24 protein-coding genes and 1 tRNA gene are annotated in these 25,439 nt (G+C 63.2%); 13 read left to right on the forward strand and 12 right to left on the reverse strand.

The annotated features are described in order from the left end of the window. Positions 1 to 18: 18 nt before the first annotated feature. From A0O30_RS03650 to A0O30_RS03665, 4 genes are read left to right on the forward strand one after another with little or no spacing between them, the layout of a single operon-like run. A complete protein-coding gene (locus A0O30_RS03650) occupies positions 19 to 1,116 on the forward strand; it encodes an AI-2E family transporter (RefSeq protein ID WP_105945610.1) in 1,098 nt (365 codons plus the stop codon). Between the two features lie 13 nt (positions 1,117 to 1,129). After that, the gene (locus A0O30_RS03655; protein WP_105945611.1) at positions 1,130 to 2,644 is read left to right on the forward strand and encodes an efflux transporter outer membrane subunit; all 1,515 of its coding nucleotides are present in this window, start codon (positions 1,130 to 1,132) and stop codon (positions 2,642 to 2,644) included. Then, positions 2,641 to 3,738 carry an HlyD family secretion protein gene (locus A0O30_RS03660; RefSeq protein WP_105945612.1) on the forward strand — a complete coding sequence of 366 codons (1,098 nt, stop codon included), beginning with the start codon at positions 2,641 to 2,643 and terminating at the stop codon, positions 3,736 to 3,738. Before A0O30_RS03655 ends, A0O30_RS03660 begins: the two co-directional genes overlap by 4 nt. Beyond that, positions 3,728 to 4,738: a DUF2955 domain-containing protein gene (locus A0O30_RS03665; RefSeq protein ID WP_105945613.1), complete on the forward strand. Its 1,011-nt coding sequence runs from the start codon at positions 3,728 to 3,730 to the stop codon at positions 4,736 to 4,738. The genes A0O30_RS03660 and A0O30_RS03665 overlap by 11 nt, the downstream gene beginning before the upstream one ends. Here A0O30_RS03665 and A0O30_RS03670 read toward each other — a convergent pair. Then, positions 4,735 to 6,447, reverse strand: coding sequence for a SulP family inorganic anion transporter (locus tag A0O30_RS03670; RefSeq protein ID WP_105945614.1), 1,713 nt, complete (start codon positions 6,445 to 6,447; stop codon positions 4,735 to 4,737). The two genes, A0O30_RS03665 and A0O30_RS03670, sit on opposite strands and share 4 nt — an antisense overlap. A 118-nt stretch (positions 6,448 to 6,565) precedes the next feature. Here A0O30_RS03670 and A0O30_RS03675 point away from each other — a divergent pair, with 118 nt between their 5' ends. The 3 genes from A0O30_RS03675 (at position 6,566) to A0O30_RS03685 (ending at position 10,548) form a co-directional block, all read left to right on the forward strand. Continuing rightward, positions 6,566 to 7,072 carry a sigma-70 family RNA polymerase sigma factor gene (locus A0O30_RS03675; RefSeq protein ID WP_105945615.1) on the forward strand — a complete coding sequence of 169 codons (507 nt, stop codon included), beginning with the start codon at positions 6,566 to 6,568 and terminating at the stop codon, positions 7,070 to 7,072. Next, positions 7,069 to 8,016 (forward strand): FecR domain-containing protein, encoded by a 948-nt coding sequence (locus A0O30_RS03680; RefSeq protein ID WP_105945616.1) that lies wholly within the window; start codon positions 7,069 to 7,071, stop codon positions 8,014 to 8,016. The genes A0O30_RS03675 and A0O30_RS03680 overlap by 4 nt, the downstream gene beginning before the upstream one ends. A 129-nt stretch (positions 8,017 to 8,145) precedes the next feature. After that, complete coding sequence (locus A0O30_RS03685) at positions 8,146 to 10,548, forward strand: TonB-dependent siderophore receptor (protein WP_105945617.1); 2,403 nt, start codon at positions 8,146 to 8,148, stop codon at positions 10,546 to 10,548. A 70-nt stretch (positions 10,549 to 10,618) separates the two neighbouring features. On the opposite strand, the gene A0O30_RS03690 is transcribed toward A0O30_RS03685, so the two are convergent. The 10 genes from A0O30_RS03690 to A0O30_RS03735 all read right to left on the reverse strand — a co-directional run bounded on the left by A0O30_RS03690 (position 10,619) and on the right by A0O30_RS03735 (position 19,155). Continuing rightward, entirely contained in the window at positions 10,619 to 11,089 is a 471-nt protein-coding gene (locus A0O30_RS03690; RefSeq protein WP_105945618.1) for a DUF2269 domain-containing protein, read from the reverse strand. Beyond that, complete coding sequence (locus A0O30_RS03695) at positions 11,086 to 12,192, reverse strand: saccharopine dehydrogenase family protein (protein WP_105945619.1); 1,107 nt, start codon at positions 12,190 to 12,192, stop codon at positions 11,086 to 11,088. The genes A0O30_RS03690 and A0O30_RS03695 overlap by 4 nt, the downstream gene beginning before the upstream one ends. Before the next feature lie 168 nt (positions 12,193 to 12,360). Beyond that, on the reverse strand, positions 12,361 to 13,461 hold the full coding sequence (gene ychF, locus A0O30_RS03700) for a redox-regulated ATPase YchF (protein WP_016713314.1): 1,101 nt from the start codon (positions 13,459 to 13,461) through the stop codon (positions 12,361 to 12,363). A gap of 24 nt (positions 13,462 to 13,485) precedes the next feature. Then, positions 13,486 to 14,070, reverse strand: coding sequence for an aminoacyl-tRNA hydrolase (pth, locus tag A0O30_RS03705; RefSeq protein ID WP_012270476.1), 585 nt, complete (start codon positions 14,068 to 14,070; stop codon positions 13,486 to 13,488). A gap of 79 nt (positions 14,071 to 14,149) precedes the next feature. Then, positions 14,150 to 14,743: a 50S ribosomal protein L25/general stress protein Ctc gene (locus tag A0O30_RS03710; protein WP_016713313.1), complete on the reverse strand. Its 594-nt coding sequence runs from the start codon at positions 14,741 to 14,743 to the stop codon at positions 14,150 to 14,152. 118 nt (positions 14,744 to 14,861) lie between these two features. After that, positions 14,862 to 15,803 carry a ribose-phosphate pyrophosphokinase gene (locus A0O30_RS03715; protein ID WP_003247410.1) on the reverse strand — a complete coding sequence of 314 codons (942 nt, stop codon included), beginning with the start codon at positions 15,801 to 15,803 and terminating at the stop codon, positions 14,862 to 14,864. A gap of 48 nt (positions 15,804 to 15,851) precedes the next feature. Beyond that, a tRNA-Gln gene (locus A0O30_RS03720) sits at positions 15,852 to 15,926 on the reverse strand. 20 nt (positions 15,927 to 15,946) lie between these two features. Further along, positions 15,947 to 16,807: a 4-(cytidine 5'-diphospho)-2-C-methyl-D-erythritol kinase gene (gene ispE / locus A0O30_RS03725; RefSeq protein ID WP_105945620.1), complete on the reverse strand. Its 861-nt coding sequence runs from the start codon at positions 16,805 to 16,807 to the stop codon at positions 15,947 to 15,949. Positions 16,808 to 16,811: 4 nt separating this feature from the next. Continuing rightward, on the reverse strand, positions 16,812 to 17,429 hold the full coding sequence (gene lolB / locus A0O30_RS03730; RefSeq protein WP_016713311.1) for a lipoprotein insertase outer membrane protein LolB: 618 nt from the start codon (positions 17,427 to 17,429) through the stop codon (positions 16,812 to 16,814). Positions 17,430 to 17,433: 4 nt separating this feature from the next. Further along, complete coding sequence (locus A0O30_RS03735) at positions 17,434 to 19,155, reverse strand: tetratricopeptide repeat protein (protein ID WP_105945621.1); 1,722 nt, start codon at positions 19,153 to 19,155, stop codon at positions 17,434 to 17,436. Positions 19,156 to 19,367: 212 nt separating this feature from the next. On the opposite strand from A0O30_RS03735, the gene hemA reads away from it, so the two are divergent. The 6 genes from hemA to A0O30_RS03765 all read left to right on the forward strand — a co-directional run bounded on the left by hemA (position 19,368) and on the right by A0O30_RS03765 (position 24,713). Continuing rightward, positions 19,368 to 20,645, forward strand: a complete 1,278-nt coding sequence (hemA, locus tag A0O30_RS03740) for a glutamyl-tRNA reductase (protein WP_105945622.1) — start codon at positions 19,368 to 19,370, stop codon at positions 20,643 to 20,645. Next, positions 20,642 to 21,724, forward strand: a complete 1,083-nt coding sequence (gene prfA, locus A0O30_RS03745) for a peptide chain release factor 1 (RefSeq protein WP_016713307.1) — start codon at positions 20,642 to 20,644, stop codon at positions 21,722 to 21,724. Before hemA ends, prfA begins: the two co-directional genes overlap by 4 nt. Next, positions 21,724 to 22,554 carry a peptide chain release factor N(5)-glutamine methyltransferase gene (gene prmC, locus A0O30_RS03750; RefSeq protein ID WP_105945623.1) on the forward strand — a complete coding sequence of 277 codons (831 nt, stop codon included), beginning with the start codon at positions 21,724 to 21,726 and terminating at the stop codon, positions 22,552 to 22,554. The genes prfA and prmC overlap by 1 nt, the downstream gene beginning before the upstream one ends. Then, positions 22,548 to 23,303, forward strand: coding sequence for a molybdopterin-synthase adenylyltransferase MoeB (locus tag A0O30_RS03755; RefSeq protein ID WP_016713305.1), 756 nt, complete (start codon positions 22,548 to 22,550; stop codon positions 23,301 to 23,303). Before prmC ends, A0O30_RS03755 begins: the two co-directional genes overlap by 7 nt. Continuing rightward, a complete protein-coding gene (gene murI / locus A0O30_RS03760; protein WP_105945624.1) occupies positions 23,296 to 24,093 on the forward strand; it encodes a glutamate racemase in 798 nt (265 codons plus the stop codon). The genes A0O30_RS03755 and murI overlap by 8 nt, the downstream gene beginning before the upstream one ends. Before the next feature lie 101 nt (positions 24,094 to 24,194). After that, entirely contained in the window at positions 24,195 to 24,713 is a 519-nt protein-coding gene (locus A0O30_RS03765) for an acyloxyacyl hydrolase (RefSeq protein WP_105945625.1), read from the forward strand. A 16-nt stretch (positions 24,714 to 24,729) separates the two neighbouring features. On the opposite strand, the gene A0O30_RS03770 is transcribed toward A0O30_RS03765, so the two are convergent. Then, complete coding sequence (locus A0O30_RS03770) at positions 24,730 to 25,431, reverse strand: SDR family oxidoreductase (protein ID WP_105945626.1); 702 nt, start codon at positions 25,429 to 25,431, stop codon at positions 24,730 to 24,732. Between the last annotated feature and the right edge of the window lie 8 nt (positions 25,432 to 25,439).

The raw sequence follows: 25,439 nt of genomic DNA on the forward strand, positions 1-25,439 counted from the left end.
AATGTTCGGAGGTGAAGCATGCAACCAGGTATCAAGCTGGACAGCGCCGTGTCGCGGGGTTTGCTCGATGTGCTGATCAAAGCCGGCCTGGTGGCTGCCTTGGTGATCTTTGCCTTTCAGGTGTTCCAGCCATTTCTGGAGCTGATGCTGTGGGCGGTTATCCTCGCGGTCACCCTGTACCCTTTGCATTGTCGCCTCCAGCGCCGTACCGGCCTCAAGCAGGGGTATGCGGCGGCGCTGGTGGTGGTGCTGGTACTGGTGGTGCTGCTGGTGCCGATCTACCTGGTGGTGATGTCCATCGGCGAATCGGTGGACAGCCTGGTGACGTTGCTCAAAAGCGGAGCCTGGAGCGTGCCGACCCCACCTGACGCCGTGGCGGCGTGGCCACTGATCGGGCCGAAGGTGCATGCCCTTTGGTTGGCGGCCTCCGAAAACATGGCCAGTGTGCTGAACCAGTGGATGCCCCAGCTCAAGGGCGCCGGGCGCACGGTGCTGGGGGCTGCGGCCAGTGCCGGGGGGGCCTTTTTGCTGTTCATCGGTGCGATCATCATCTCCGGGGTGATCATGGCCTTTGGTGACCGTGGTGAAATCGCGGCACAGCGCATCGCCATGCGGGTGTCGGGTGAGGAGCGGGGCAAGCCATTGGCCAAGTTGTGCACCGCGACCATTCGTGCGGTGGCCCAGGGTGTGATCGGCATTGCGTTCATCCAGATGCTGCTGATCGGCGTCGGCTTCGTGGTCAAAGGGGTGCCAGGGGCCGGCATGCTGGCCATCGTCATCCTCATGCTGGGGATTGCCCAGGCGCCCGCTACCCTTGTCACGGTGCCGGTGATCATCTATGTGTTCAACGTCGAAGGCTTTACTGCCGCGACTATCGTGTTTGCCATCTACACCTTCGTTGCCGGGCTGGCCGACAACGTGCTCAAACCGCTGTTGCTGGGGCGAGGGGTGGACGTGCCGATGCCGGTGGTGCTGATCGGGGCGCTGGGCGGCATGGTGGTCAAAGGGATCATCGGCTTGTTCATCGGCCCGGTGATCCTTGGCGTCACCTACGTGTTGTTCTGGCAATGGGTTGCACTGCAGGTGCCGGAGCAACCGGCACCACCTGCTGCCTGAGCCAGGGGCTGCCATGCCCACGCACGGCTATGGTCTGGGGCTGCTGGTAGTGCTGGCCGGCTGCACCCAGGTTGGCCCGGATTTCGAAAAGCCCCAGGCCCCTTGGCTGGCCGGCTGGAGCACGCCTTTGCTGGAGCAGGCAGGGCGCAGCGCTGCGGCGCCCGACCTGCGCCGCTGGTGGACGGTGTTCGCCGACCCAATGCTGGACGCGCTGATTGCCGAGGCCGATGCCCACAACACCAACCTTCGCGTGGCGGGCCTGCGCATCGCCGAAGCCCGGGCCCAGCTGGCCATCGTGCAGACCGGGCGTTATCCACAGTTGCAACAGTTGAGCGCGCAGAGCCTGTACCTGAAGCAAGACCAGTCCGGCGCTGCAGCCGCGCGCGACTCGGTGTTCTGGCAATCCAGCGTGGGCTTCGACATCGGTTGGGAAATTGACTTCTGGGGGCGCTTCAGCCGCGCCATCGAAAGCGCAGATGCGGCCTACTTCGTTTCCCAGGCCAATTACGCCGATGCCATGCTGCTGTTGCGTGCACAAGTGGCCGACACCTACTTCGCCCTGCGTACCGCCGAGGCACGGCTGGATATCGCGCGCGAGAACGCCGAGCGTCAGGCGCGTAGCCTGGAGATCACCGAGCGGTTGTTTCACCATGGCGAAAATGACGAACTCGACTGGCAGCAGGCGCGCACCCAATACCTGGCGACCCTGGCCACCATCCCTGAACTCGAAAACCAGCTCAACGCCCTGCGCAACGTGCTGTGCTCGCTGCTGGGCCGCCCGCCCGGGCCGCTGCCGCAGCTGGAGGCCGGCCATGGCCAGCTGCCATTGCCAGACCGCGCCGTGCTTCAGGACGTACCGGCCAACCTTTTGCAGCGCCGCCCGGACATCCGCGCCGCCGAGCAGGCGGTGGCGGCGCAGTCGGCGCTGGTCGGGGTCGCCGAGGCCGATCTTTATCCACAGCTGAGCCTGCTGGGCAGCATTGGCTGGACCTTTTTATCCGCCAGTCACCTGCCCGACTCCTTCGACCTGGCTGCTGGCCCGAGCCTGATCTGGAACCCGTTCGACTATGGCCGGCGCAAGAATGCCGTGCGCGTAGAGGATGCCCGCTTGCAGCAACTGATCGAGCTGTACCAGCAAAACGTGCGCGAAGCGGCCCGCGAAGCCGACGATGCCGCCAGCGGGCTTGTCCGCTCGCTGCAGAGCGCAACCATTCGCGACCAGGCCTCGCAGGCTGCGCAGCGTTCGCTGAACCTGGCCAGCTCGCAGTACCGCGAAGGCTTTGCCGATTTCCAGCGCGTGCTCGATGCCCAACAACTGCTGTTGCAGCAACAGGACGGTTACCTGGTCAGCCGTGGCAACGCAGTCAGCAGCCTGGTGACCTTGTACAAGGCCTTGGGCGGCGGCTGGGATGCCCGCCGCGCACCGATCGACCCGGCCACCCGCCAGCACATGCAGCACCGCACCGACTGGGGCGAGCTGCTCGACGAGCCAGCCCCCACCGCACATGCACAAGGTGAAAACCAATGAGCGACAGCACGCCTACGCCACCTCCGTCGGCCCCTGATCGCGGTATGCGCTGGGTGCTGCTGCTGATTGCCGTGAGCCTGCTCTGGTACCTGCTGGCCGACCGCTTCACGCCGTACACCCAGCAGGCCCGCCTGCAGGCGTACGTGGTCCCGGTGGCCGCCGAAGTGGCCGGGCAGATCAAGCGTGTGGCAGTAGGCAACAACCAGGAGGTGCGCCAGGGCGATGTGCTGTTCGAACTCGATCAGGAGCAGTACCGCATTGCCTTGGCCCGCGCCGAAGCCGACCTCGAAACCGTGCGCCGTCAGATCGGTGCCAGTACCGCCGGCATCGACTCGGCCCAGGCCGCGCTCGTGGCCGCCCAGGCCAACGCACGCAAGGCCCGGCAGGACGCCGAGCGGCTCAAGCGCCTGATCGATGAGGACCCCGGCACGGTATCGGTACGTCGCCTGGAAGGCGCCCAGGCTACCCGCGACCAGGCCATCAGCCAGGTGGCGGCGGCCCGTGCGGAGGTGGAGCGGGCCCGTGAGCAGCAGGGCGGGGCGCAGGAGGACAACGCCCAGCTGCGCAGTGCGGCGGCCAATGTCGAAAAGGCTCGGCTTGACCTGGCGCGCACGGTGGTGCGCGCTGATGCGAATGGCCTGATCACCGACCTGCGCACTGACGTTGGGCATTATGTCGGGGCTGGTAGCCCGATGATGACGCTGATCAGTATCCACGACGTGTGGATAAGTGCCGACATGACCGAGAACAACCTCGGCCGCCTGCGCCCCGACACCCCGGTGCTGGTGGTGCTCGATGCGCTGCCCGGTACCGTGTTGAAGGGGCGTGTTCGCAGCATTGGCTACGGCGTGAGCGTGGGCCAGGGCACCCCGCCGGGTACGTTGCCGACCGTTCAGAACAGCCGCGAGTGGCTGCGTTCGGCACAGCGCTTCCCGGTGATCGTCGAGCTTGAGCGCGACCAACTTCAGGACAAGACCGTGCTGCGGGTCGGCGGCCAGGCCGAGGTCATGGCCTTGCCCGGCGAAGGCAACCCGCTGAACCTGCTGGGCCGGTTGTTCATGTGGCTGATGAGCTGGCTGTCGTATGCCTATTGAGTTGCGCCGCCTGCGGGCCCTGCGCCTGGCCTGGGGCGTGGCGCTATGCCTGGTGGTCAGCTTCGGTATCGGCCTGCCCGTGCCGATCCTGGCACCGGTGTTCGCCGTGCTGTTGCTGGCCATGCGCAGCCAGCCATTGCCGTTGCGAGCGGCACCCGCCTTGGCGGTACTGGTGCTGCTCGCGTGTGGCAGCGGGTTGTTGCTGATTCCACTGTTGCGTCACGCCCCGGTCAGCGGAGTGTTGCTGGTGGGCGTGGGCGTTTTTCTCACGTTGCGCTATGCCCTGATGGGCGGCAACGGCCTACTGGCCAACTTGCTGATAGTCGGCCTGACGATGATTGCTGCTGCGGGTACCAGTGACTTCACCTTGGCTCTCTCGGTGGTCGAAGCGCTGGCCAAAGGCATGTTGCTTGCGGTGCTGGGCACGGCCTTGGCGCATGTGCTGTTTCCCGAGCCTGCCAATGCGCCGGCACAGCCGGTACCGCCGCTGCTGGGGCGCGCGCATGTCAGCTGGGTAGCGTTGCGCGCCACGTTGATTGTGATGCCGGCCTTCCTGCTGGCGCTGATTGCCCCGGACCAGTACATGCCGCTGATCATGAAGGCCGTGAGTGTGGGGCAACAGGCCGGCGAAACCCGCGCGCGGCACGCCAGCCGTGAACTGGTTGGCTCAACGTTGCTCGCCGGGTTGCTGGCGATACTGATGTGGGGAGCGTTGAGCCTGTTCGTGCACCTGTGGATGTTTTTTCTGTGGGTGCTGCTGTTCGCGCTCTGGCAGGCGCGGCGGCTGTACCAGGTGGTGCAGAACCGGCAGAGCCCGGCGTACTGGGTGAGCTGCCTGACGACGCTGTTGATCCTGCTGGGGCAGTCGGTGCAGGACAGTGCTGGCGGGCAGGATGTGTACAAGGCGTTTGCGGTGCGCATGGCACTGTTTCTGGCGGTGTCGGTGTATGCCAGTGCCATGCTGATCTGGATTGATCGGCGCCGGGTTCGGGCTGCCTAGGGTTGCCAGTCAACCCCGCTCTCATCCAGGTAGGCATCCACCGCCGCGCCCACCGTTGGATGAAAGGCTTTCTCCCCCATATGCTGGAACAACCCGAACCGCCGCATCTTGTCCTTCACCGGGTCCTTCATCTCGGCAAACTGCAACTCCACCCCCCGTACCTCCAGCGCCCGGTCCAGCTCGGCCAGCATGTCGGCCGAAGTGATGTCGATACTGGTCACTGGCTCCGCCGCGATGATCAGCCGCTGCACCGGTGTAGGCGACGCGTCCACTGCCGCCATCACTGTGCTCTGGAACTGCTCGGCGTTGGCGAAGAACAGCGGCGCGTCCCAGCGCAGCAGCACCAACCCTGGAATGCGTCGGGCCTGTGGATAACGCTGCACATCATGGTAGCCCCGCGTGCCATCCACCCGGCCCAGTACCGCATGGTGCGGCCGCCAACCGTCCCACAGAAACTCGATCACTGCGATAGCCACGGCGATGCAGATACCGGGAATAGCGCCAAATACAGCTACGCCGACAAAGCAGGTGAACGACAGCCAGAACTCCCACTGCTGCATGCGGAATATACGTTTGAGGTCGGTGAACTCGAACAGGCCCAGTGCGGCGGCAATCACCACGGCGGCCAAGGCACTGTTGGGCAGGTGCTGCATCAGATTGGGCGCCACCAGCAGCAACAGGGTTACCGCCAGCGCGCCGATAATACCGGTGAGCTGGGTTTGCGAGCCGGCTGCTTCGGCCACTGGCGTGCGCGATGAACTGCTGCTGATCGGAATACCCTGGAACAGCCCCGAAGCCAGGTTGGCTATACCCAGGCCGAACATTTCCTGGTTCGGGTTGACCGGCATTTTCAGGCGTGCCGCATAGGAGCGCGACAGCACACTGGTGTCGGCGAACGACACCAGCGCTACTGCGATGCCACCGAGCAGCACCTCCACCAGGTCGATGTCGCTGACCCAGGGCAAGACAAAACCGGGCAGCCCTTGGGGCAATTCGCCGAGCACCTTCACGCCTTGCCGGTCGAGCCCCAGCAGGCTCACCGCCAGCGTGGCCAGCACCACGGCAATGAGGATGCCCGGTACCCGCTTGAAGGGCTTGAGCAAAAGGATCAGCACCAGGCTGCCACCACCGACCATTAAGCTTGGCCAATGCCCTTGGCCGGCAAGCAAGGCCTGAATCAGGTTCCAGATGTCTCGCAGCGGTCCTTGGCTGTCCACCGACAGGCCGAACAGCTTGGGCAGTTGGCTGATCAACACCGTGAGGGCGATACCGTTCATGTACCCATAGCGGATCGGCTTGGACAGCAACTCGGTGATGAAGCCCAGGCGCAGCAGCCCGGCAATCACACAGAACGCCCCGGCGACCAGCGCCATCATGCTGGCGATGGCGATTGCCCGCTGCGGGTCGCTGGCGGCGTACTGCACCACCACCGCCAGGATCGGCGCGGCCAGTGCCGAGTCCGGGCCCAGCACGAGGATGCGGCTGGGGCCGAACAGGGCATAGGCCAGCAGGGGAATGATGGTGGCATACAGGCCATAGATGCCGGGCACGCCAGACGCTTCAGCGTAGGCAATGCCTACGGGTACCAGCATGGTGGTGAGCACCAGGCCGGCGGCGATGTCCTTGGCTAGCCAGGCGGGCTTGTAGTGGAGCAGGGTGACCAGGCCGGGTAACCAGCGTTGCCAGTCGAAGCGAGTGGGTTCGGGCATGGTGCGGGCTCTGGGGGAGGAGGGTGCTGATTGACAGAATAGGTGTTGGAGCCGGGTAGCGCTTCCGGCGCCCTATCTATAAGATGCGATAAATTCTCATTAACTTCTGGTCCCGCCTGTGCCCGCATCCCACACCAGCAAGCTGGGTCTGTTTTTCAGCGATCACCACCGCTGGTTACTGCGGCATGTGCATCGGCAACTGAGCAACCGCCCGGACGCCGAGGACACGGCTGCCGAAACCTTTTGCCAGCTACTTGCCGCCCGGGTCGACCCCGCGTCCATCGAGCAGCCGCGAGCCTACCTCTCGACCATTGCCCGACGGCTGATCTCCGACCGCCTGCGCCGCCGACGCCTGGAGCAGGCCTATCTGGAGCGGCTGATGCTGCTGCCAGAGGCACTGGCGCCCTCGCCAGAAGACACCCACTTGCTGCTGGAGGCCCTGCACGCCATCGACCGTAGCCTGGCCGGGCTGCCACTGGTGGTGAAGAGGGCCTTTCTCATGAGCCAGCTCGATGGCCTGACCTACGCGGAAATCGGCCGACGTCTGGATGTATCCGAACGAACGGTCGGCCGCTACATGACACAGGCCTTGCGCCAGTGCTACCTGAGTGGGGCGCAATCATGAGCCGCCATGCACTGAGCCCGGCTGCCGAGCAGGCCATTGCCTGGATGGTGCGCCTGCGCTCCGGGCGTGACGATGCCCGGCAACAGGCACTGTTCCAGCAGTGGCTGGGGCACGACCCGGCTAACGCCCACGCCTGGGAGCAGTTGCAACGCGGCCTGGGCGGGCACTTCGAGGTGGTGCGCCGGGCTCCTGGTACCTTGCGCGATACCTTGCTGGAACCGGAAGCAGGCCGACGTGATGTGCTACGGGCATTGGCCGGGTTTTCTCTGCTGGGTGGCAGCCTGTGGTTTGCAGTCCGTAGCGATACCGGCCAGGCATTGACTGCCGATATCCGTACCGGCACTGGCGAGCGTCGTAGCCTGACGTTGGCTGATGGCAGCCGGCTGACCATGAATGCCGGCACGGCGGTCGACCTGGCCTTTTCCGACGGCCGTCGCCTGCTACGCCTGCACAGAGGAGGGCTGGTAGTGCAGGTTGCGGCAGACCCTGCCCGGCCGTTCATCGTGCGCAGCGACCAGGGTGATGTACGCGCGTTGGGCACGCGTTTTCTGGTCGAGCAACTGGCCGATGCCACACGTGTAGTGGTGCTGGAGCATGCCGTGCGCGCGTCGCTGCCCAGTGGTACCGAACGGGATCTGCAGGAGGGCCAAGCGGCGTTGTTGCACGCTCAACGCATCGAGCCGTTGCTTACCGGCCAGGCCTACCGCGCCGATTGGGTACAGGGCCACCTCAGCGTGCTGGACGAACCCTTGGCGGCAGTGATCGACGCACTGCGCCCGTATCGCCCCGGGTTTATCCGCGTCAGCCCACAGGTGCGCAACTTGCGCGTGCAGGGCGTGTTCCCGCTGGATGACAGCGAGCGCACCTTGGCTGCCCTTGAAGAGACCATGCCGATACGGGTGGAGCGCTATGGCTCCTGGATGACCCTGATTGAAGCGCGCTGATGAGGTGTTCATGGGCGCGGATTTTGTAACGGGGACTGTCATTGAATGAAAATTTTTATCATTCGTGTCCGGTTTTTTTCGCTCGTCCCACCTCTCTCCTGACAACAGCAAAAATTCAGGAGTATCCACGTGTTCAAACCCTGGCCCCTCGCCCTTGCCATCACCCTGGCCGCCGTGCCAACGGCCTTCGCCTGGGCAGAAGGTTCCGCGCAGCAACAGCTGCTGCGTTTCGACCTGCCCGCCGCCAGCCTGGCGCATACCCTCAACGCCATTGCCCGCCAAGGCGGGCAGGTGATGTCGCTGGACCCCGCCTTGGTCGTCGGCAAACAGGCACCCGCCATCCAGGGTGAGATGAGCGCCCTGCAAGCTGTGCAACAGGCGCTGGCGGGCAGCGGCCTGCAACTGATCGTCACCGGCAGTGGCACCTTCAGTGTGGTGCCGGCGGTCGATGCCAAAGGTGCGCTGGAGCTGGGGGCCACCAATATCAATAGCGTGGGCCTGGGTGAAACCACCGAGGGTTCAGGCTCGTACACCACGGGTGCCGTGACCATCGGCAAAACCCCTCAATCGCTGCGGCGCACCCCCCAGTCGGTGACCGTGGTCACGCGCAAACTGATGGACGACAAGAACCTGGTGTCACTTGACCAGGTGATGGCGCAGACCACCGGTATCACCCGCGCCAACCGTGGCTATGGCAACCACCACTTCAGTTCCCGCGGCTTCGACATCACCGACGACAGTTACATGGTCGACGGCGTGGCCGGGCAGGCCTATGCCTACACCGGCTGGATGATCCCCGACATGGCGGTGTTCGACCGTGTCGAGGTACTGCGCGGTGCTTCGGGCCTGCTGGTGGGGGCAGGTAACCCCGGGGGCGCGGTGAACCTGGTGCGCAAGCGCCCGACTGCTGAACCGCGTTTGTCCGTGACCACCCGCGCGGGCTCCTGGGATTACTACCGCCTCGATCTGGACGCCAGTGGCAGGCTGAACCCGGAAGGCTCCTTGCGTGGCCGCATGGTGGCGTCCTACGAGGACCGTGGCTACTTCACCGATGTCAGCAAGGCCAAGCGGCCGTTGCTGTACGGCATTGTCGAAGGCGACCTGAGCGACGCCACTACCGTGGCCCTGGGCTTGCGCCGGCAAACCTCGCGCATCGATGGTTACAGTGTGCTGGGCCTGCCGAACAACCCCGACGGCAGCAACCCGCACCTCAAGCGTTCCACCTTCCTGGGCCAGGACTGGGCTACGCTGCAAACCCGTACCGATGAAGTATTTGCCGACCTGAACCACCGCTTCAACGACAACTGGACGGGCAAGCTGGCGCTGTCGCATTCCGAAAGCCGCTACAACCGCAGTGCCATCGAGTGGAGCGCAGAAGATACGCTGGAGTACGGCAGCCCCACGGGGCCGATGATCAACGACACCAGTTTTCACAAGTTCGATGTCACCGCCAACGCGGTGGACGGCCACCTGGACGGCGAGTTCGAAGCCTTTGGCCTGAGCCATCAGCTGTCGCTGGGGGCCAACTGGTCCAGGCGCAAGATGAATGACAAGGACGCCACGGTAAAGCTGGATAGCCCCATCCCGCTCAATGTGTTCGACCCGGACCACAGCATTGTCCCCGAGCCTTCGCGGCAGGGCTGGGACTACAAGGAAGATACCTTCGATACCCGTTACGGCACCTATCTCAATGCCCGCCTGCACATGACCGAGGACCTGAGCCTGGTGCTGGGTGGTCGCCTGAGCTGGTACAAGACCGAGGCCTGGAGCGGCGGGCTGAAAAGCACCAACGAACAGACGCATGAGTTCACGCCTTTTGTCGGTGCCCTATACGACCTGGACAACAACTGGTCGCTGTACGCCAGTTACGCCGATATCTTCATGCCACAGGCCAGCTACCGCAGTGCCGGCGGCAAGATGCTCGACCCCGCCATCGGTTCCAACTACGAAACCGGCATCAAAGGCGAATTGTTCGACAAGCGCCTGAACCTGTCCTTTGCGTTGTTCTACATCGAGCAGAAAGACGTTGCCGCTCGTGACTACGAGAACGACGGCAACTGCCCGACCGACGTTGCCGGCCGTTGCTACGTGAACAGCGATGGCATCAGCCGCAGCAAGGGCTTCGAAGCGGAGGCCAGCGGTGAGTTGCTGCCAGGCCTGCAAGTGGCAGCTGGCTACACCTTCAACACCACGCAGTCAGAGACGGGTGGGCCGATCTCGGCGCAAACGCCCAAGCACCTGTTGCGGGTGAATACCAACTACACCCTGCCGGGTGAGTGGAACCGCCTCAGTGTCGGGGGTGGCGTGTCGGCCCAGTCCCATTACTACGATGCCTACAACGGTGTGAGCAACAGCGGCCGGGCGGTGTTCGATGCACGGGCGGCGTACAAGCTCGATAAGCACTGGACGGTAGGCGTGGACGTGGAGAACCTGTTGGACCGCAAGTACTTCGACTCGACCGGCTACTGGACGCGCGGTACCACCTACGGCATGCCGCGCAGCTACATGCTGAGTTTGCGCGGGGACTTCTAAGGCCTGGCCCCACAGCCATTCGTTGCTCTTGTGGGCACAGTCTGTCTGTGGGGGCCTTTGCCGCGTAGCGTCAAAACAGCCCTTGTTTGGACACCATCAGCCACACGATCACGAACATTCCGGCAAAACCTGCCACCCCCATCCACAGCCAGGGGCGGTAAAGCCTTTGCCAGTTTGCAGGTAATGGTGTGTTGTTGGCGGCGGCTTGTTCGGCAAGGCGTTGCATGCGCTTCTGCAGGACCAGCACCGGTAGCCATAACAGGCCGACAGCGACAAAAATGATCAGTGCATCACGTAGCCAGGGCAGGGTAGGTTGCATACCCGTCAGGTGCAGCATGCCCAAGCCGCTGGCCAGTTGCAGCACACCGGCCGGGGTGGTGATCCAGGTGTCGAAGCGCACCACTTGCCTGGCCACCTGGGCGATCACGGCCGGGTGGCGGGTACGTTGGGCTGCGATCAGGTACAGGTACGAGCCCATGCCGAAGCCGAACAGAAACACCGCCGCGATGATGTGCAGGTACTTGAGGTAGAAATAGCTCACGGCTGGCCCTGATGACGTATGTCGAGCTGTATGTCCTGTGGCGCGTCAATCGCGGCCAGGTACTCGTCCACGCTGATCTCGCCAACACAAGGGCGAGCCCCGGCAGCCGGGCGGTAGCCGTTCATCATCTTCAAGGCCAGGGCTACCGAGGCACAGCTGGGGATCTCCGGGCCTTTGTTGCATCGAGCGGTGAGCTGGATGTTCAAGTGCCGGGGCTGGTCGTTGTGGTCGATACCGCTCGCCTCGATATACAGCGCGCTGAGGCCGTCACCAAAGCGTTCGCAGGCGCTGCCCAGGCGGTGCAAGCGCTTGGCCCAAGGCGTTGGGTCGCCGATCAGGCCGACGCGGCGCGCCAAGGCCAAGGCTGCATTCGCCAGTGCGCCGGGCATCAGGCCGGGGCCTGCCTTGAACACCAGGTCGGTGGCGCCGTAGCGCTCGCCGAACAGGTCCATGTCCGGTACATCGACATTGGCCAGCCAGCGCCAGCCCAGGCCCGGCAGGTTGCGCCGTTGCAGGCCGAGCCAGCCCGGCACTGCGTATGGCTTGCCATTGCGCCGTTGCAGGATCGGTTTGCCGGCATAGGCCAACACGCCTTCCACCGTCGCCAGGCCAGGCATTTTCGCGGAAGACGAGATGCCGTGTTCAATTCGGTCAATGCGTTTGAAGGGGGCGCGGTTTTCATCGAGTAACGCTGCCGCAAGGCTGGGCACCGAGCTGCAACCGCTGAGCACCGCCACGCCGGCCGCTTTGGCGGCTTGGTCGAGCACATCGATGCCGTTGACGAAGGTACGGCAGTCGGCAAGGTCGCAGTAATGCACACCCGCTGCGATGCAGTGTTCGGCAACCCGGTAAGGTTGGCCCTGGAAAGGCCCGCCCGTGTGTATCAGTAAGTCCACCTGCAGTTCTCGCAAGGTGTCGGCAAAGCCCGCACCTTGTGCATCTGTGCATACGGTTTGCAGTGGCAGATGCTCGGCCAGGGCATCAAGGCGCGTGCGATCACGACCTGTAGCGATCACTTCGATACCGGCGGCCCCGGCGAGGTGCCGGCAGATGATTGAGCCAAAATTGCCGTAGCCACCGACTACCAGAACCCTGAATGACATTGTTCGTCCCTTTTCAATGAAGCGGGATTCTAGGGAGGGGCGGGCAAACTGAGCAAGTATCGGTGCCGGCTGCAGCCTGAACTCACACTGCAGCAGCTGCGTGACCCTGAAAACAAAACCCCTTGAGGCGCGAGCCTCAAGGGGTTTTTGGTTACAGCAGGCTAGCGCTTAGACGTTGAAGCGGAAGTGCATCACGTCGCCGTCTTTGACGATGTAATCCTTGCCTTCCAAACGCCATTTACCGGCTTCCTTGGCACCGCTCTCACCCTTGAACTGGATGAAGTCGTCATAGGCCACCACTTCAGCGCGGATGAAGCCTTTTTCGAAGTCGGTGTGGATCACGCCAGCGGCTTGTGGTGCGGTGGCACCCACGCGTACGGTCCAGGCACGTACTTCCTGCACGCCGGCAGTGAAGTAGGTTTGCAGGTTCAGCAGTTCGTAACCGGCGCGGATCACGCGGTTCAGGCCAGGCTCTTCCAGGCCCAGGGCCTCTAGGAACATGTCCTTCTCCTCACCGTCGTCCAGCTCGGCGATTTCCGCTTCGATCTTGTTGCACACCGGCACCACCACCGCGCCTTCTTCCTCGGCAATGGCCTTGACCACGTCCAGGTGCGGGTTGTTGTCGAAGCCGTCTTCCGCCACGTTGGCGATGTACATCACCGGCTTGCTGGTCAGCAGGTGGAAGCCGCGGATGACCGCCTTGTCTTCGGCGCTCATGTTCTTCATCAGGCTGCGCGCTGGCTTGCCTTCGGTGAAGTGCGGGATCAGTTGCTCCAGGATAGCCTTCTGCGCCAAGGCTTCCTTGTCGCCGCCTTTGGCGTTGCGGGCAACCTTCTGCAGTTGCTTCTCGCAGCTGTCGAGGTCGGCGAAGATCAGTTCGAGGTCGATGATCTCGATGTCACGCTTGGGGTCGACACTGTTGGAAACGTGAATCACGTTTTCGTCTTCGAAGCAGCGCACCACGTGGGCAATGGCGTCGGTCTCGCGGATGTTGGCGAGGAACTTGTTGCCCAGGCCTTCGCCTTTCGACGCACCCGCCACCAGGCCGGCGATGTCGACGAATTCCATGGTGGTTGGCAGGATGCGGTTTGGCTTGACGATTTCAGCCAGCGCATTCAGGCGCGCATCGGGCATCGGCACGATGCCGCTGTTTGGCTCGATGGTGCAGAAAGGGAAGTTCTCCGCCGCGATGCCAGACTTGGTCAGGGCGTTGAACAGGGTGGACTTGCCGACGTTGGGCAGGCCGACGATGCCGCAATTGAAACCCATGGGTATTCCCCTCTCTAAAGGAAATCAGGCCTTCTGGCTGTGCAGCTCGCGCATCGCCTTGGCGAAGTCGCCGGCAAGCACGTCCGGCAGCACGCCGAGGGCAAAATCGATGCTGGCGTCGAGCTTCTCCTGCTCGGCGCGCGGCGCGCGGCCCAGGACGAAGTTGGAGACCAGTTTGGCGTCGCCCGGGTGGCCGATGCCAAGCCGCAGGCGGTGGAAGTCGTTCTGGTTGCCGAGCTGCGCGATGATGTCGCGCAGACCGTTATGCCCACCATGGCCGCCGCCGCGCTTGAGCTTGGCAACGCCCGGAGGCAGGTCGAGTTCGTCGTGCGCCACCAGGATCGCTTCCGGCTTGATGCGGAAGAAATTGGCCAAGGCCGCCACGGACTGGCCGCTACGGTTCATGTAGGTGGTGGGGATCAACAAACGAACGTCGTTGCCCTGATGGCTGAACTTAGCCGTCAGGCCGAAATATTTCTTGTCAGCGGTCAGCGAAACACGCTGGGCGCTGGCAATGCGTTCAACGAAAAGAGCCCCTGCGTTATGCCGGGTCTGTTCGTATTCGGGGCCGGGGTTACCCAGGCCGACGATCAACTGGATGGCGGTCACGTCAGGGGCTCTTCCTTGGAGTTGGTGGGTTACAGGGCGCGCGGCACTGTAACCCGATCAACGCCGGCGTGCGAGTAGATTACTCGGCAGCGCCTTCTGCTTCTGGAGCAACGCGTGGAGCGTGAACGTTGGCAACAGCTTTGTCATCACCGTGGGCCAGAGCTACGAACTCTACGCCTTTCGGAGCTTTCAGGTCCGACAGGTGGATGATGGTGCCGACTTCGGCGTTGGCCAGGTCAACTTCGATGAACTCAGGCAGGTCTTTGGCTTCGCAGGAAACTTCGATCTCGGAAACAACGTGGGAGATCTCGCCGCCTTTCTTGACCGGTGCTTCTTCGTTGATGAAGTGCACTGGAACAACAGCGGTCAGTTTCTGGCCAGCAACAACGCGAACGAAGTCGGCGTGCATGATGAACTGCTTGGCTGGGTGGCGCTGCATGGCCTTGATGATGACGTTTTGCTTAACGCCGTCAACGTTCAGCTCGATAACGTGGCTGAAGGCAGCTTCGTTTTCGAACAGCTTGGTGATTTCCTTGGCCAGGATGGTCAGGGATTGAGCTTCTTTATCGCCACCGTAGACAACGGCTGGGATGCTCAGCGAGTGACGCAGGCGGCGGCTCGCACCTTTCCCCAGGTCAGTACGCGCTTGGGCGTTCAGGATGAAATCAGTCATTTTGCTTCTCCAAAATAGCCCCCCGAGGGCGTTTGCGACCAGCGCCAACGGGGATGGCAAAAAAGCCCCGCCCCAACACATGTTGGGGCGGGGCGCTTCATATCAACACGCGTTCCGCTTAGCGGAACATCGCGCTGATCGATTCTTCGTTGCTGATGCGGCGTACCGCTTCAGCGACAACCGGTGCGATATCCAGCTGGCGGATACGGTCACAGGCTTGAGCTGCGGCGGACAGCGGAACGGTGTTGGTCACCACCAGCTCGTCCAGTACCGACTTCTCGATGTTCTCGATCGCGCGGCCCGACAGGACAGGGTGCGTGCAGTAGGCATAAACCTTGGCAGCGCCGTGTTCTTTCAGGGCTTTGGCCGCGTGGCACAGGGTGCCGGCGGTGTCGACCATGTCGTCTACCAGGATGCAGGTGCGCCCTTCGACGTCGCCGATGATGTGCATAACCTCGGAGTGGTTAGCCTTTTCGCGGCGCTTGTCGATGATACCCAGGTCGACACCCAGGGACTTGGCGACTGCACGTGCACGCACGACACCACCGATGTCCGGGGAGACGATCATCAGGTTCTCGAAACGCTGGTCTTCGATGTCGTCGACCAGTACGGGCGAGCCGTAGATGTTGTCGACCGGGATATCGAAGAAGCCTTGGATCTGGTCAGCGTGCAGGTCGACGGTGAGAACACGGTCGATACCCACGACAGTGAGCATGTCAGCGACGACTTTGGCGCTGATGGCTACACGTGCCGAACGCGGACGGCGGTCCTGGCGGGCATATCCGAAGTAAGGAATCACGGCGGTGATTCGGGATGCTGAGGAGCGGCGGAAGGCGTCGGCCATCACTACCAGTTCCATCAGGTTATCGTTGGTCGGGGCACAGGTCGGCTGAATAATGAAAACGTCTTTACCGCGAACATTTTCATTGATCTCAGTGCTGATCTCACCGTCGGAGAATTTACCGACAGAGACGTCACCGAGAGGGATATGCAGCTGACGTACGACACGCCGAGCCAGATCGGGGTTAGCGTTCCCCGTAAAGACCATCATCTTGGACACGCGCAGTACCTGAAGGCTGAGGGTATACCTGGATGAGTATAAGGAAAATGGCAGGGGCGGCTGGATTCGAACCAACGCATGGCAGGATCAAAACCTGCTGCCTTACCGCTTGGCGACGCCCCTGTATCTGTTGCTGCGAACGCTTATGCGCTCGACTTCTTGACCAGACTTTGCAGCTTGCGATGCAACATCGAAACATTGCTTCCTTTCGCCACAAACCCTGTTTGGGTCGCTGAAAGAAGGGCCAGAACTTTATCAGCTTCGGCTTTGCTTGGGAAGGCCCCAAACACACAACTTCCAGTGCCGGTTAGTCGAGCCTCAGTGAATTTCCCCAGTGAATTCAACGCGTTGCGAACTTCTGGATAATTCTGCTCTACCACCGGTTGGCAGTCATTTCGACTGTTTCCCTTGGGAACGGGGCGCATCTTAAGGGGGAGTGAATCACGTGTCAACTGTGGATGTGAAAAAATTTCTACTGTGCTGACAGACACTTGCGGCACCAGTACGACATACCAGGGTTCTTCCGGGTCTACCGGGGTGAGTTGTTCGCCCACGCCCTGGGCGAACGCTGCATGGCCGCGCACGAATACCGGTACGTCGGCGCCCAGGCTCAGCCCCAGTGCGGCCAGGCGGTCTTCGTCCCAGTCCAGCTGCCAGAGGTGGGCCAGGGCCAGCAGGGTGGTGGCGGCGTCCGAGCTGCCACCACCGATGCCGCCACCCATGGGCAGTACTTTGGTCAGCCAGATGTCGGCGCCGAGCGGGGTGCCGGATTGCTCCTGCAGCTTGCGGGCGGCGCGCACGATCAGGTTGCTGTCGTGCGGTACGGCTTCTATCTCGGTGTGCAGGCGGATTACGCCATCGTCACGCAGGGCGAAACTCAGTTCGTCGCCATGCTCGAGAAACTGGAACACGGTTTCCAGCTCGTGGTAACCATCTGGGCGGCGGCCGATGATGTGCAGCCACAGGTTGAGCTTGGCCGGGGCGGGCAGGGTGAGCGTTTGCATGTGATCAGTGCCCCAGCTGGCGTGGCTGCCAGTCCTTGACCACCAGGGTCACGTCCAGGTCCTTGCCGTGCAGTTTCAGGCGCTCGGGCAGCCAGTAGCCGTTCTGCTCGGTGTAGCTCAGGTACTGTACTTGCCAGCCGTCCTGGTCGAGGCTGGCCAGGCGGCTGTCACCGTCCAGGGTCAGCTTGCTCTTGCTGTCGGGGGCGGGCAGGCCGCGTACCCACCAGACCAGGTGCGACACCGGCAACTGCCAGCCAAGCTGCTCTTCCAGCAGGGCTTCGGGGCTCGTGGCCTCGTAACGGCCCTGGTTGGCCACTTCCAGTACCACGCCACCCGGGCGGCCGGTCAGGCGTGCGGCACCACGGCCCAGCGGGCCGGCAAGGCGGATGTCGTAGTAGTCCTGGCGCTGCAGCCAGAACAGCGTGCCGCTGCCGGAGTCGCGCGGGGCGCGGATGCCGACCTTGCCGTTGATCTGCCAGCCATCAAGGCTGCTCAGTTGTTCTTTATGGGCGCGCCACTGTTGTGGGTTGCCGTGGCCCTGCAGGGCCTCGCGGCTACCGAAACCGGCACAACCGGCCAGCAGGGCGATCAGGGTGAAGGTGATGCAATGGCGCAGGAACATGGCGTTAAAGGGTCTCGGATCCGGTCAGGCGCAGGAGGGTCTTGCGCAGGATGGGGCTGTCGGCCTGGGCTTCGAAGCCTTTGGCCCACACCTGGCGGGCTTCGCGGCGCTTGCCGTTGGCCCACAGCACTTCGCCCAGATGGGCGGCCACTTCATGGTCGGGGAAATTGGCAAAGGCCTGACGCAGGTAGGTTTCGGCCTCGTCGAGGTTACCCAGGCGATAGTTGACCCAACCCAGGCTGTCGAGCACTGCCGGGTCGTCCGGGGTCAACTGGTGGGCCTTGTCGATCAGCGCCTTGGCTTCGCCGTAGCGGGTAGTGCGGTCGGCCAGGGTGTAACCCAGGGCGTTCAGGGCCATGGCATTTTCTGGCTCGCGGGTGATGATGGCGCGCAGGTCTTTTTCCATCTGTGCCAGGTCGTCGCGTTTTTCGGCCAGCATGGCGCGGGTGTACAGCAGGTTGAGGTCGTCCGGGTACCGTTGGATGGCTTGTTGAAGCACCTGGTTGGCCTGGGCGTCCTTGTTGTTGTTGCTGTAGCTTTCCGACTCGATCAGGTACAGCTGGATGGCGAGGTCCGGCTGGGCTTCGCGGGCTTCGGCGAGCAGGCGCGAGGCGTCGGTGCCTCGGCCGTTGGCAATCAGGATGTCGGCCTGGCGCAGTTGCGCTGGCAGGTAATCGGGGCCAGGGCCGACCAGTGCGTATTCGCGCAGGGCGCCTGCGGGGTCGTGGCGCTCTTCCCGGATGCGGCCCAGGTTCAGGTGCGCGGCGTCGACGTTGCTGTCACGCTCGATCAGTTCCTGCAGGTAGCCTTCGGCTTCATCCCAGTCTTTGTTCTCCAGGCACACCAACGCCAGGGAGTAACGAAGTTCGTCATCGTCAGGGTACTGCTGGACCAGGCTGAGGAACTCGCCCTTGGCATCGGCGATGCGGTCTTGCTCGACCAGGGTGCGGGCGTAGGTCAGGCGCAGGCGCTTGTCATCCGGGTTGTCGCGGATAGCGCCGCGCAGCAGTGGCAGGGCTTCCGGGCCACGGTCCAGGGCCTGCAGCAATCGGGCGCGCAGCAGGATCGGGGCGATTTCGCCGTTTTGCGCCGGGTGCGACTCCAGCAGCTCCAGTGCCTCTTCGGCCTTGCCGTCCTGATTCAGCAGTAGCGCTTTGCCGAACACCAGCTGGCCGTTGTTCGGGTATTTCACCAGCAGGCGCTCGAAGCTTTGCAGCAGGCCATCGCGGGTGCTCTGGTCGGTTTCGGCGGCAGACAGGGCGAGGAAGTCGAAGTGGGTGTCGCCTTGGCCCTGCAGCACCTTTTCCATATAGGCCATGGCGTCGTCATAGCGGCCGGCGCGGGCCAGCTGGATGGCGGCGGCGCGTTGGGCGTCGAGGTTTTGCGGGTCGTTGCGGGCCCAGACCAGGGCGTTTTCCAGCGATGGCTCGTCGGCGCCGAGGTATTCGGCGATGCGATAGGCCCGCTCGGAAACCCCGGGGTCCTGGGTTTTGGCGGCCTGGTCGGTGTAGTTGGCCAAGGCGATATCGAAGCGGTTGCGCTGGCCGGCCAGCTCTGCGACCAGCAGGCTATAGAGTGTGTCCTGCTTGAACGAGCCATACACCACGGGCTTTTGGGCCTCGCTCTTTGCGGCCTCGGCGACGGGAGGCTCGGCCTTTTGCGGGGCCAGGCTCTGGCAGCCCTGGAGCAGGGCGAAGGCAAGCAGCAATGCGTATGGTTTGTTCATAGAAGGCTTTAGAAGGACTCACCGGCGGTCGGAGCATGATGACACAAGCGCGGTGGCAAACCCACCTGCGAAGCATTCGGCTAACTGCGACCATGGCAGGACAGTGCGGGTTCCGATCAAGTGTGGCCATTACGACAATAGCGAACGGTGGTTGTCCAAAAACCTGCGAAAGAGGACAATTATCGGCTTCCCGTCACAACCAGCGACCTTGCATGGCCTTTCTTGCACTTGGTATCAACCATAAGACTGCCTCGGTAGACGTACGCGAGCGCGTGGCGTTTACCCCAGAGCAGCTGGTAGACGCCCTGCAGCAGCTCTGCCGACTGACATCCAGCCGCGAAGCGGCGATCCTGTCGACCTGCAACCGCAGCGAGCTCTATATAGAGCAGGACCACCTGTCCGCCGACGCCGTGTTGCAATGGCTGGCCGACTATCACCGCCTCAGCCTCGACGAACTGCGCGCCAGCGCCTACGTGCACGAAGAGCACGATGCCGTGAAGCATATGATGCGCGTGGCCTCGGGCCTGGACTCGCTGGTGCTCGGCGAGCCGCAGATTCTCGGCCAGATGAAGTCGGCCTACGCCGTGGCGCGTGAAGCAGGTACTGTCGGCCCGTTGCTCGGGCGCCTGTTCCAGGCCACCTTCAGCGCCGCCAAGCAGGTGCGTACCGACACCGCAATCGGCGAAAACCCGGTTTCAGTGGCGTTTGCCGCGGTCAGCCTGGCCAAACAGATCTTCGCCGACCTGGGTCGCAGCCAGGCCTTGCTGATCGGTGCCGGCGAAACCATCACCCTGGTCGCCCGCCACCTGCACGAGCAGGGCGTACGTCGTATCGTTGTGGCCAACCGTACCCTGGAGCGCGCCAGCACGCTGGCCGAGCAGTTCGGTGCGCATGCCGTGCTGCTGGCCGACATCCCCCAGGAGCTGGCCAACAGCGACATCGTCATCAGCTCCACCGCCAGCCAGTTGCCGATCCTGGGCAAAGGCGCGGTCGAGAGTGCGCTCAAGCAGCGCCGGCACAAGCCGATCTTCATGGTCGACATCGCCGTACCGCGTGACATCGAACCTGAAGTCGGCGAACTGGACGATGTCTACCTGTACACTGTCGATGACCTGCACGACGTGGTGGCGGAAAACCTCAAGAGCCGCCAGGGCGCTGCCCAGGCTGCCGAAGAGCTGGTGTCGGTGGGCGCCGAAGACTTCATGCTGCGCCTGCGTGAACTGGCTGCGGTGGATGTGCTCAAGGCCTATCGCCAGCAAAGCGAGCGCCTGCGCGACGAAGAACTGCAAAAAGCCCAGCGCCTGCTGGCGAACGGCGGCAACCCCGAAGACGTGCTGGCCCAACTGGCCCGGGGCCTGACCAACAAACTCCTGCATGCGCCCAGCGTGCAGTTGAAAAAGCTCTCGGCCGAGGGCCGCCTCGATGCGCTGGCCATGGCCCAGGAACTCTTTGCCCTCAACGAGGGCTCCACGGACAAATCCCCGCAATGAAAGCGTCGCTGCTGAACAAACTGGAAATCCTCCAGGACCGCTTCGAAGAACTCACCGCCCTGCTCGGTGACGCCGAGGTCATTTCCGACCAGACACGCTTTCGCGCGTATTCCCGTGAGTACGCCGAGGTCGAGCCGGTCTACGCTGCTTATAAAGAGTGGCGCAAAGTGCAGGACGACCTCGAAGGCGCCCAGGCGCTGCTCAAGGACAGTGACCCGGACCTGCGCGAAATGGCCGTGGAAGAAGTGCGTGAAGCCAAGGAGCAACTGTTGACGCTGGAGGCGCAGCTGCAACGCATGCTGTTGCCCAAAGACCCTAACGACGGTCGCAACGTGTTCCTCGAAATCCGCGCCGGCACCGGTGGCGACGAGGCGGCGATCTTCTCTGGCGACTTGTTCCGCATGTACTCGCGCTACGCTGAAAAGCGTGGCTGGCGCCTGGAGATTCTGTCCGAGAACGAAGGCGAGCACGGCGGCTACAAGGAAATCATCGCCCGTGTCGAGGGTGAAAACGTTTACGGCAAGCTCAAGTTCGAGTCGGGCGCTCACCGCGTCCAGCGCGTACCCGAGACCGAATCCCAGGGCCGTGTGCACACCTCCGCATGCACGGTGGCGGTGCTGCCCGAGCCGGACGAACAGGCCGCCATCGAAATCAACCCGGCCGACCTGCGCGTGGACACCTACCGTGCATCCGGCGCCGGTGGCCAGCACGTGAACAAGACCGACTCGGCCATCCGTATCACTCACTTGCCTACCGGCATCGTGGTCGAATGCCAGGAAGAGCGTTCGCAGCACAAGAACCGGGCTCGCGCCATGTCCTGGCTGTCGGCCAAGCTCAACGACATGCAGACCAGCGCAGCACAGAATGCCATCGCCAGCGAGCGCAAGCTGCTGGTGGGCTCTGGCGACCGCTCCGAGCGCATCCGCACGTACAATTATCCACAGGGCCGGGTGACCGACCACCGCATCAACCTGACCCTGTACTCGCTGGACGACATCCTCAGTGGTGGCGTAGAGGCGGTGATCGAACCGCTACTGGCCGAATACCAGGCCGATCAACTGGCCGCTCTGGGGGACTGATGACCATCATCGCCAGCCTGCTGCGCAACGCGCAGTTGCCCGAATCGCCCACCGAACGGCTGGATGCCGAACTGCTGTTGGCGGCTGCCATCGGCAAGTCGCGCAGCTACCTGCACACCTGGCCTGAGCGTATCGTCAGCAGCGAAGATGCCGAGACTTACGCGGGTTACCTGCAGCGCCGCCGTGGCGGCGAGCCGGTCGCTTATATCCTCGGGCAGCAGGGCTTCTGGACAATCGACCTGGAAGTGGCGCCGCATACCCTGATCCCGAGGCCAGACACCGAGCTGTTGGTCGAGACGGCCCTCGAACTGCAACCCGCCTCGCCAGCCAAGGTGCTGGACCTGGGCACCGGTACGGGCGCGATTGCCCTGGCCTTGGCCAGCGATCGCCCGGCCTGGCAGGTGACTGCGGTTGACCGGGTAGAAGAGGCCGCTGCCCTGGCTGAGCGCAACCGCCAGCGTCTGGGCCTGGCTAATGCCCAGGTGCGGGTAAGCCATTGGTTCGATAGCCTGGTCGGCGAGCGTTTTGACCTGATTGTCAGTAACCCGCCATACATCGCAGCTGCAGACCCTCATCTGGTGGCCGGTGACGTGCGCTTCGAGCCCAGCAGTGCGCTGGTCGCTGGCGTCGATGGCCTGGACGACCTGCGCGTGATCGCCGCCCAGGCCCCTGTGCACCTGTTGCCGGGGGGCTGGTTGTTGCTGGAGCATGGCTACGATCAGGCAGCAGCGGTGCGCGCCTTGCTGGCGGAACACGGTTTTATCGAGGTTGCCAGCCGCACGGACCTGGGCGGCCATGAACGCATTACCCTGGGGCGCCTGCCATGCTGAGTGATGAGGAACTGTTGCGTTACAGCCGGCAGGTACTGCTGGCCCAGATCGACATCGATGGCCAGTTGCGGCTCAAGCAGAGCAAGGCGCTGATCGTCGGGCTCGGTGGCCTTGGCTCGCCAGTTGCCCTGTACCTGGCCGCCGCCGGGGTGGGTGAGCTGCACCTGGCCGACTTCGACACCGTCGACCTCACCAACCTGCAACGCCAGGTCATCCACGACAGTGCCAGCGTCGGCATGAGCAAGGTCGACTCGGCCTTGCAGCGCCTGGAGGCGATCAACCCGGAAATCAGCCTGGTTGCCCACCGCCAGGCACTGGACGAGGACTCGCTCGCTGCCGCCGTGGCGGCGGTCGACCTGGTACTGGATTGCTCCGACAACTTCGGTACCCGCGAGGCGGTAAACGCCGCGTGTGTCGCGGCTGGCAAGCCACTGGTCAGCGGCGCGGCGATCCGCCTGGAAGGGCAGTTGTCGGTGTTCGACCCACGACGTGACTACAGCCCTTGCTACCACTGCCTGTACGGGCATGGCAGCGAAGCCGAGCTGACGTGCAGCGAAGCCGGTGTGATCGGCCCACTGGTGGGGCTGGTGGGCAGCTTGCAGGCGCTGGAAGCGATGAAGCTGCTGGCCGGGTTCGGCGAGCCGCTGGTCGGCCGCCTGTTGTTGATCGATGCTCTCGGCACGCGCATCCGCGAATTGCGGGTCAAGCGCGACCCGGCCTGTGCAGTCTGCGGCAAGCGCGATGGCTGAGCGTTCGGCGCCGATCGGCGTAATGGACTCCGGGGTTGGCGGCTTGTCGGTGCTCGCCGAGATCCAGCGGCTGCTGCCCAACGAGACGCTGCTGTACGTGGGCGATTGCGGCCACATACCCTACGGCGAGAAGTCGCCAGATTATATCCGTGAGCGTCTCCGGCGCATTGCTGCGTTCTTCCATGAACAGGGCGCGAAGGCCATGGTACTGGCCTGCAATACCGCCACGGTGGCGGCGGTGGCCGACTTGCGCGAGTTGTATCCGACCTGGCCGTTGGTGGGCATGGAGCCGGCGGTGAAGCCCGCTGCCGCCGCCACGCGCTCGGGCGTGGTCGGTGTGCTGGCCACTACCGGCACCTTGCAAAGCGCCAAGTTCGCCGCCTTGCTCGACCGTTTTGCCAATGACGTACAGGTCATCACCCAACCTTGCCCGGGGCTGGTCGAGTTGATCGAGGCCGGCGACCTGGCCAGCCCGGCAATGCGCCAGTTGTTGCAAGGTTATGTGCAGCCGTTGCTGGCCGCTGGCTGCGACACGCTGATCCTGGGCTGCACCCATTACCCCTTCCTGCGCCCGTTGCTGGCCGGCATGGTGCCAGCCGATGTGGCCATCATCGACACCGGCGCCGCGGTGGCGCGCCAGTTGCAGCGGCTGCTGGGCGCGAATGACCTGCTGGCCGACGGGCCGGCCCGGGATACCCGCTTCTGGACCAGTGCCGATCCGCAATCTCTCAGAAAAATCCTACCTTTGCTGTGGCATAAGTCCGGCAGTGTGCAAAGCTTTGCGTTGTGAAAAAAACGTGAAAACCAGCTGAACTATCGTTCCACTGCCGCTTTCTACCGCTTTGCCTGACATGAGGCGGACACTAATAACAGCAAAGAAGGATGTTGCTCATGAAAAAGCTGCTCGGCTTGGCGGCGACTGCTGCCTTTACCCTGGGGCAAGTACTGGCGGCGCAAGCTGCGGACCTTTCTTTTTCAGTGGGGCAGACCGGTGATTCGACCATGGTCTACCGGCTGGGGCTGCAATCGAACTGGGATACAAGCTGGTGGCAAACCAGCGTCGGTCGCCTGACCGGCTATTGGGATGGGGCATACACCTACTGGGGTGGCGACAAGACGGCAAGCAACCATAGCCTGTCGTTTGCGCCAGTGTTCGTCTATGAGTTTGCCGGGGAGTCGGTGAAGCCTTACATCGAGGCGGGAATCGGTGTTGCAGCGTTCTCCAGCACCGAGCTGGAAAGCAACGAGCTGGGCTCGGCATTCCAGTTCGAAGACCGCATCGGCTTTGGCTTGCGCTTTGCCGGCGGGCATGAGATCGGCGTACGGGCCATTCACTACTCCAACGCGGGCATCAAAGAGCCCAACGATGGAGTAGAGAGTTATAGCCTGCATTACCGTATGGCGCTGTAGGCCGCACGTTAGCCGACTAGCTGCGTGGCAGCGGCCATAGACTGCTCAGATCAAGTGTTTCCAGCACCAACTCTGGCTCTCTCTGTGGCCACCGCCGCAGCAGTTCTTCAGCCGCACGCTGCGGCGTCCATTCCTCCGGTATCGCTTGCGCCGGTGTCACGGGTGTCTTTAGCGATTGGGGGCTGACCACCGTAACGTCTACCCCTTGGCCTTTCAGCGTCTTGCGCTGTTCACGTATCCATTGCGGCATGTTGTTCCAGCCGGCGCTCACCTGGGTTGGTGCGTACAGCTGCAGCGCCGAATAGCGGTTGAAAACGGCCATCACCTGCGGTGATTCACCTTTCAACAGCAAAGGCAGCGCATTGGCAAGGCTATGTTCACCCGCCACCTGGTTGCTGGTGACAATCGCCTCGAACACATCGCTGCCCGCCAGAGGGGCATCCAGGTAGTCGCTGGTAGCGGCGTTGAGGATCAGGCCATCCAACGTGCACCAGGCATGGCATATCTGCCGGCACGCATCCGCCGCTTGCCCATCGGCATGCAACTGCCAGGGCAGGCGCAAGAAGCGCCGCCCATGCTGTGCCGCCAAGGCGTTCAATTCATCGCTTTCCTTAGCACTGGCGGCAACGCGATGGCCCTGTTCGAGCAAGCGTTCCACCAAAGCCAGACCTAATCCGTTGCTGGCGCCTGTAACCCAAAAACTGCGTGAGTTAGTCAAGACGTTGT

This window comes from Pseudomonas sp. LLC-1, from assembly GCF_002992185.1.
GTDB lineage: Bacteria > Pseudomonadota > Gammaproteobacteria > Pseudomonadales > Pseudomonadaceae > Aquipseudomonas > Aquipseudomonas monteilii.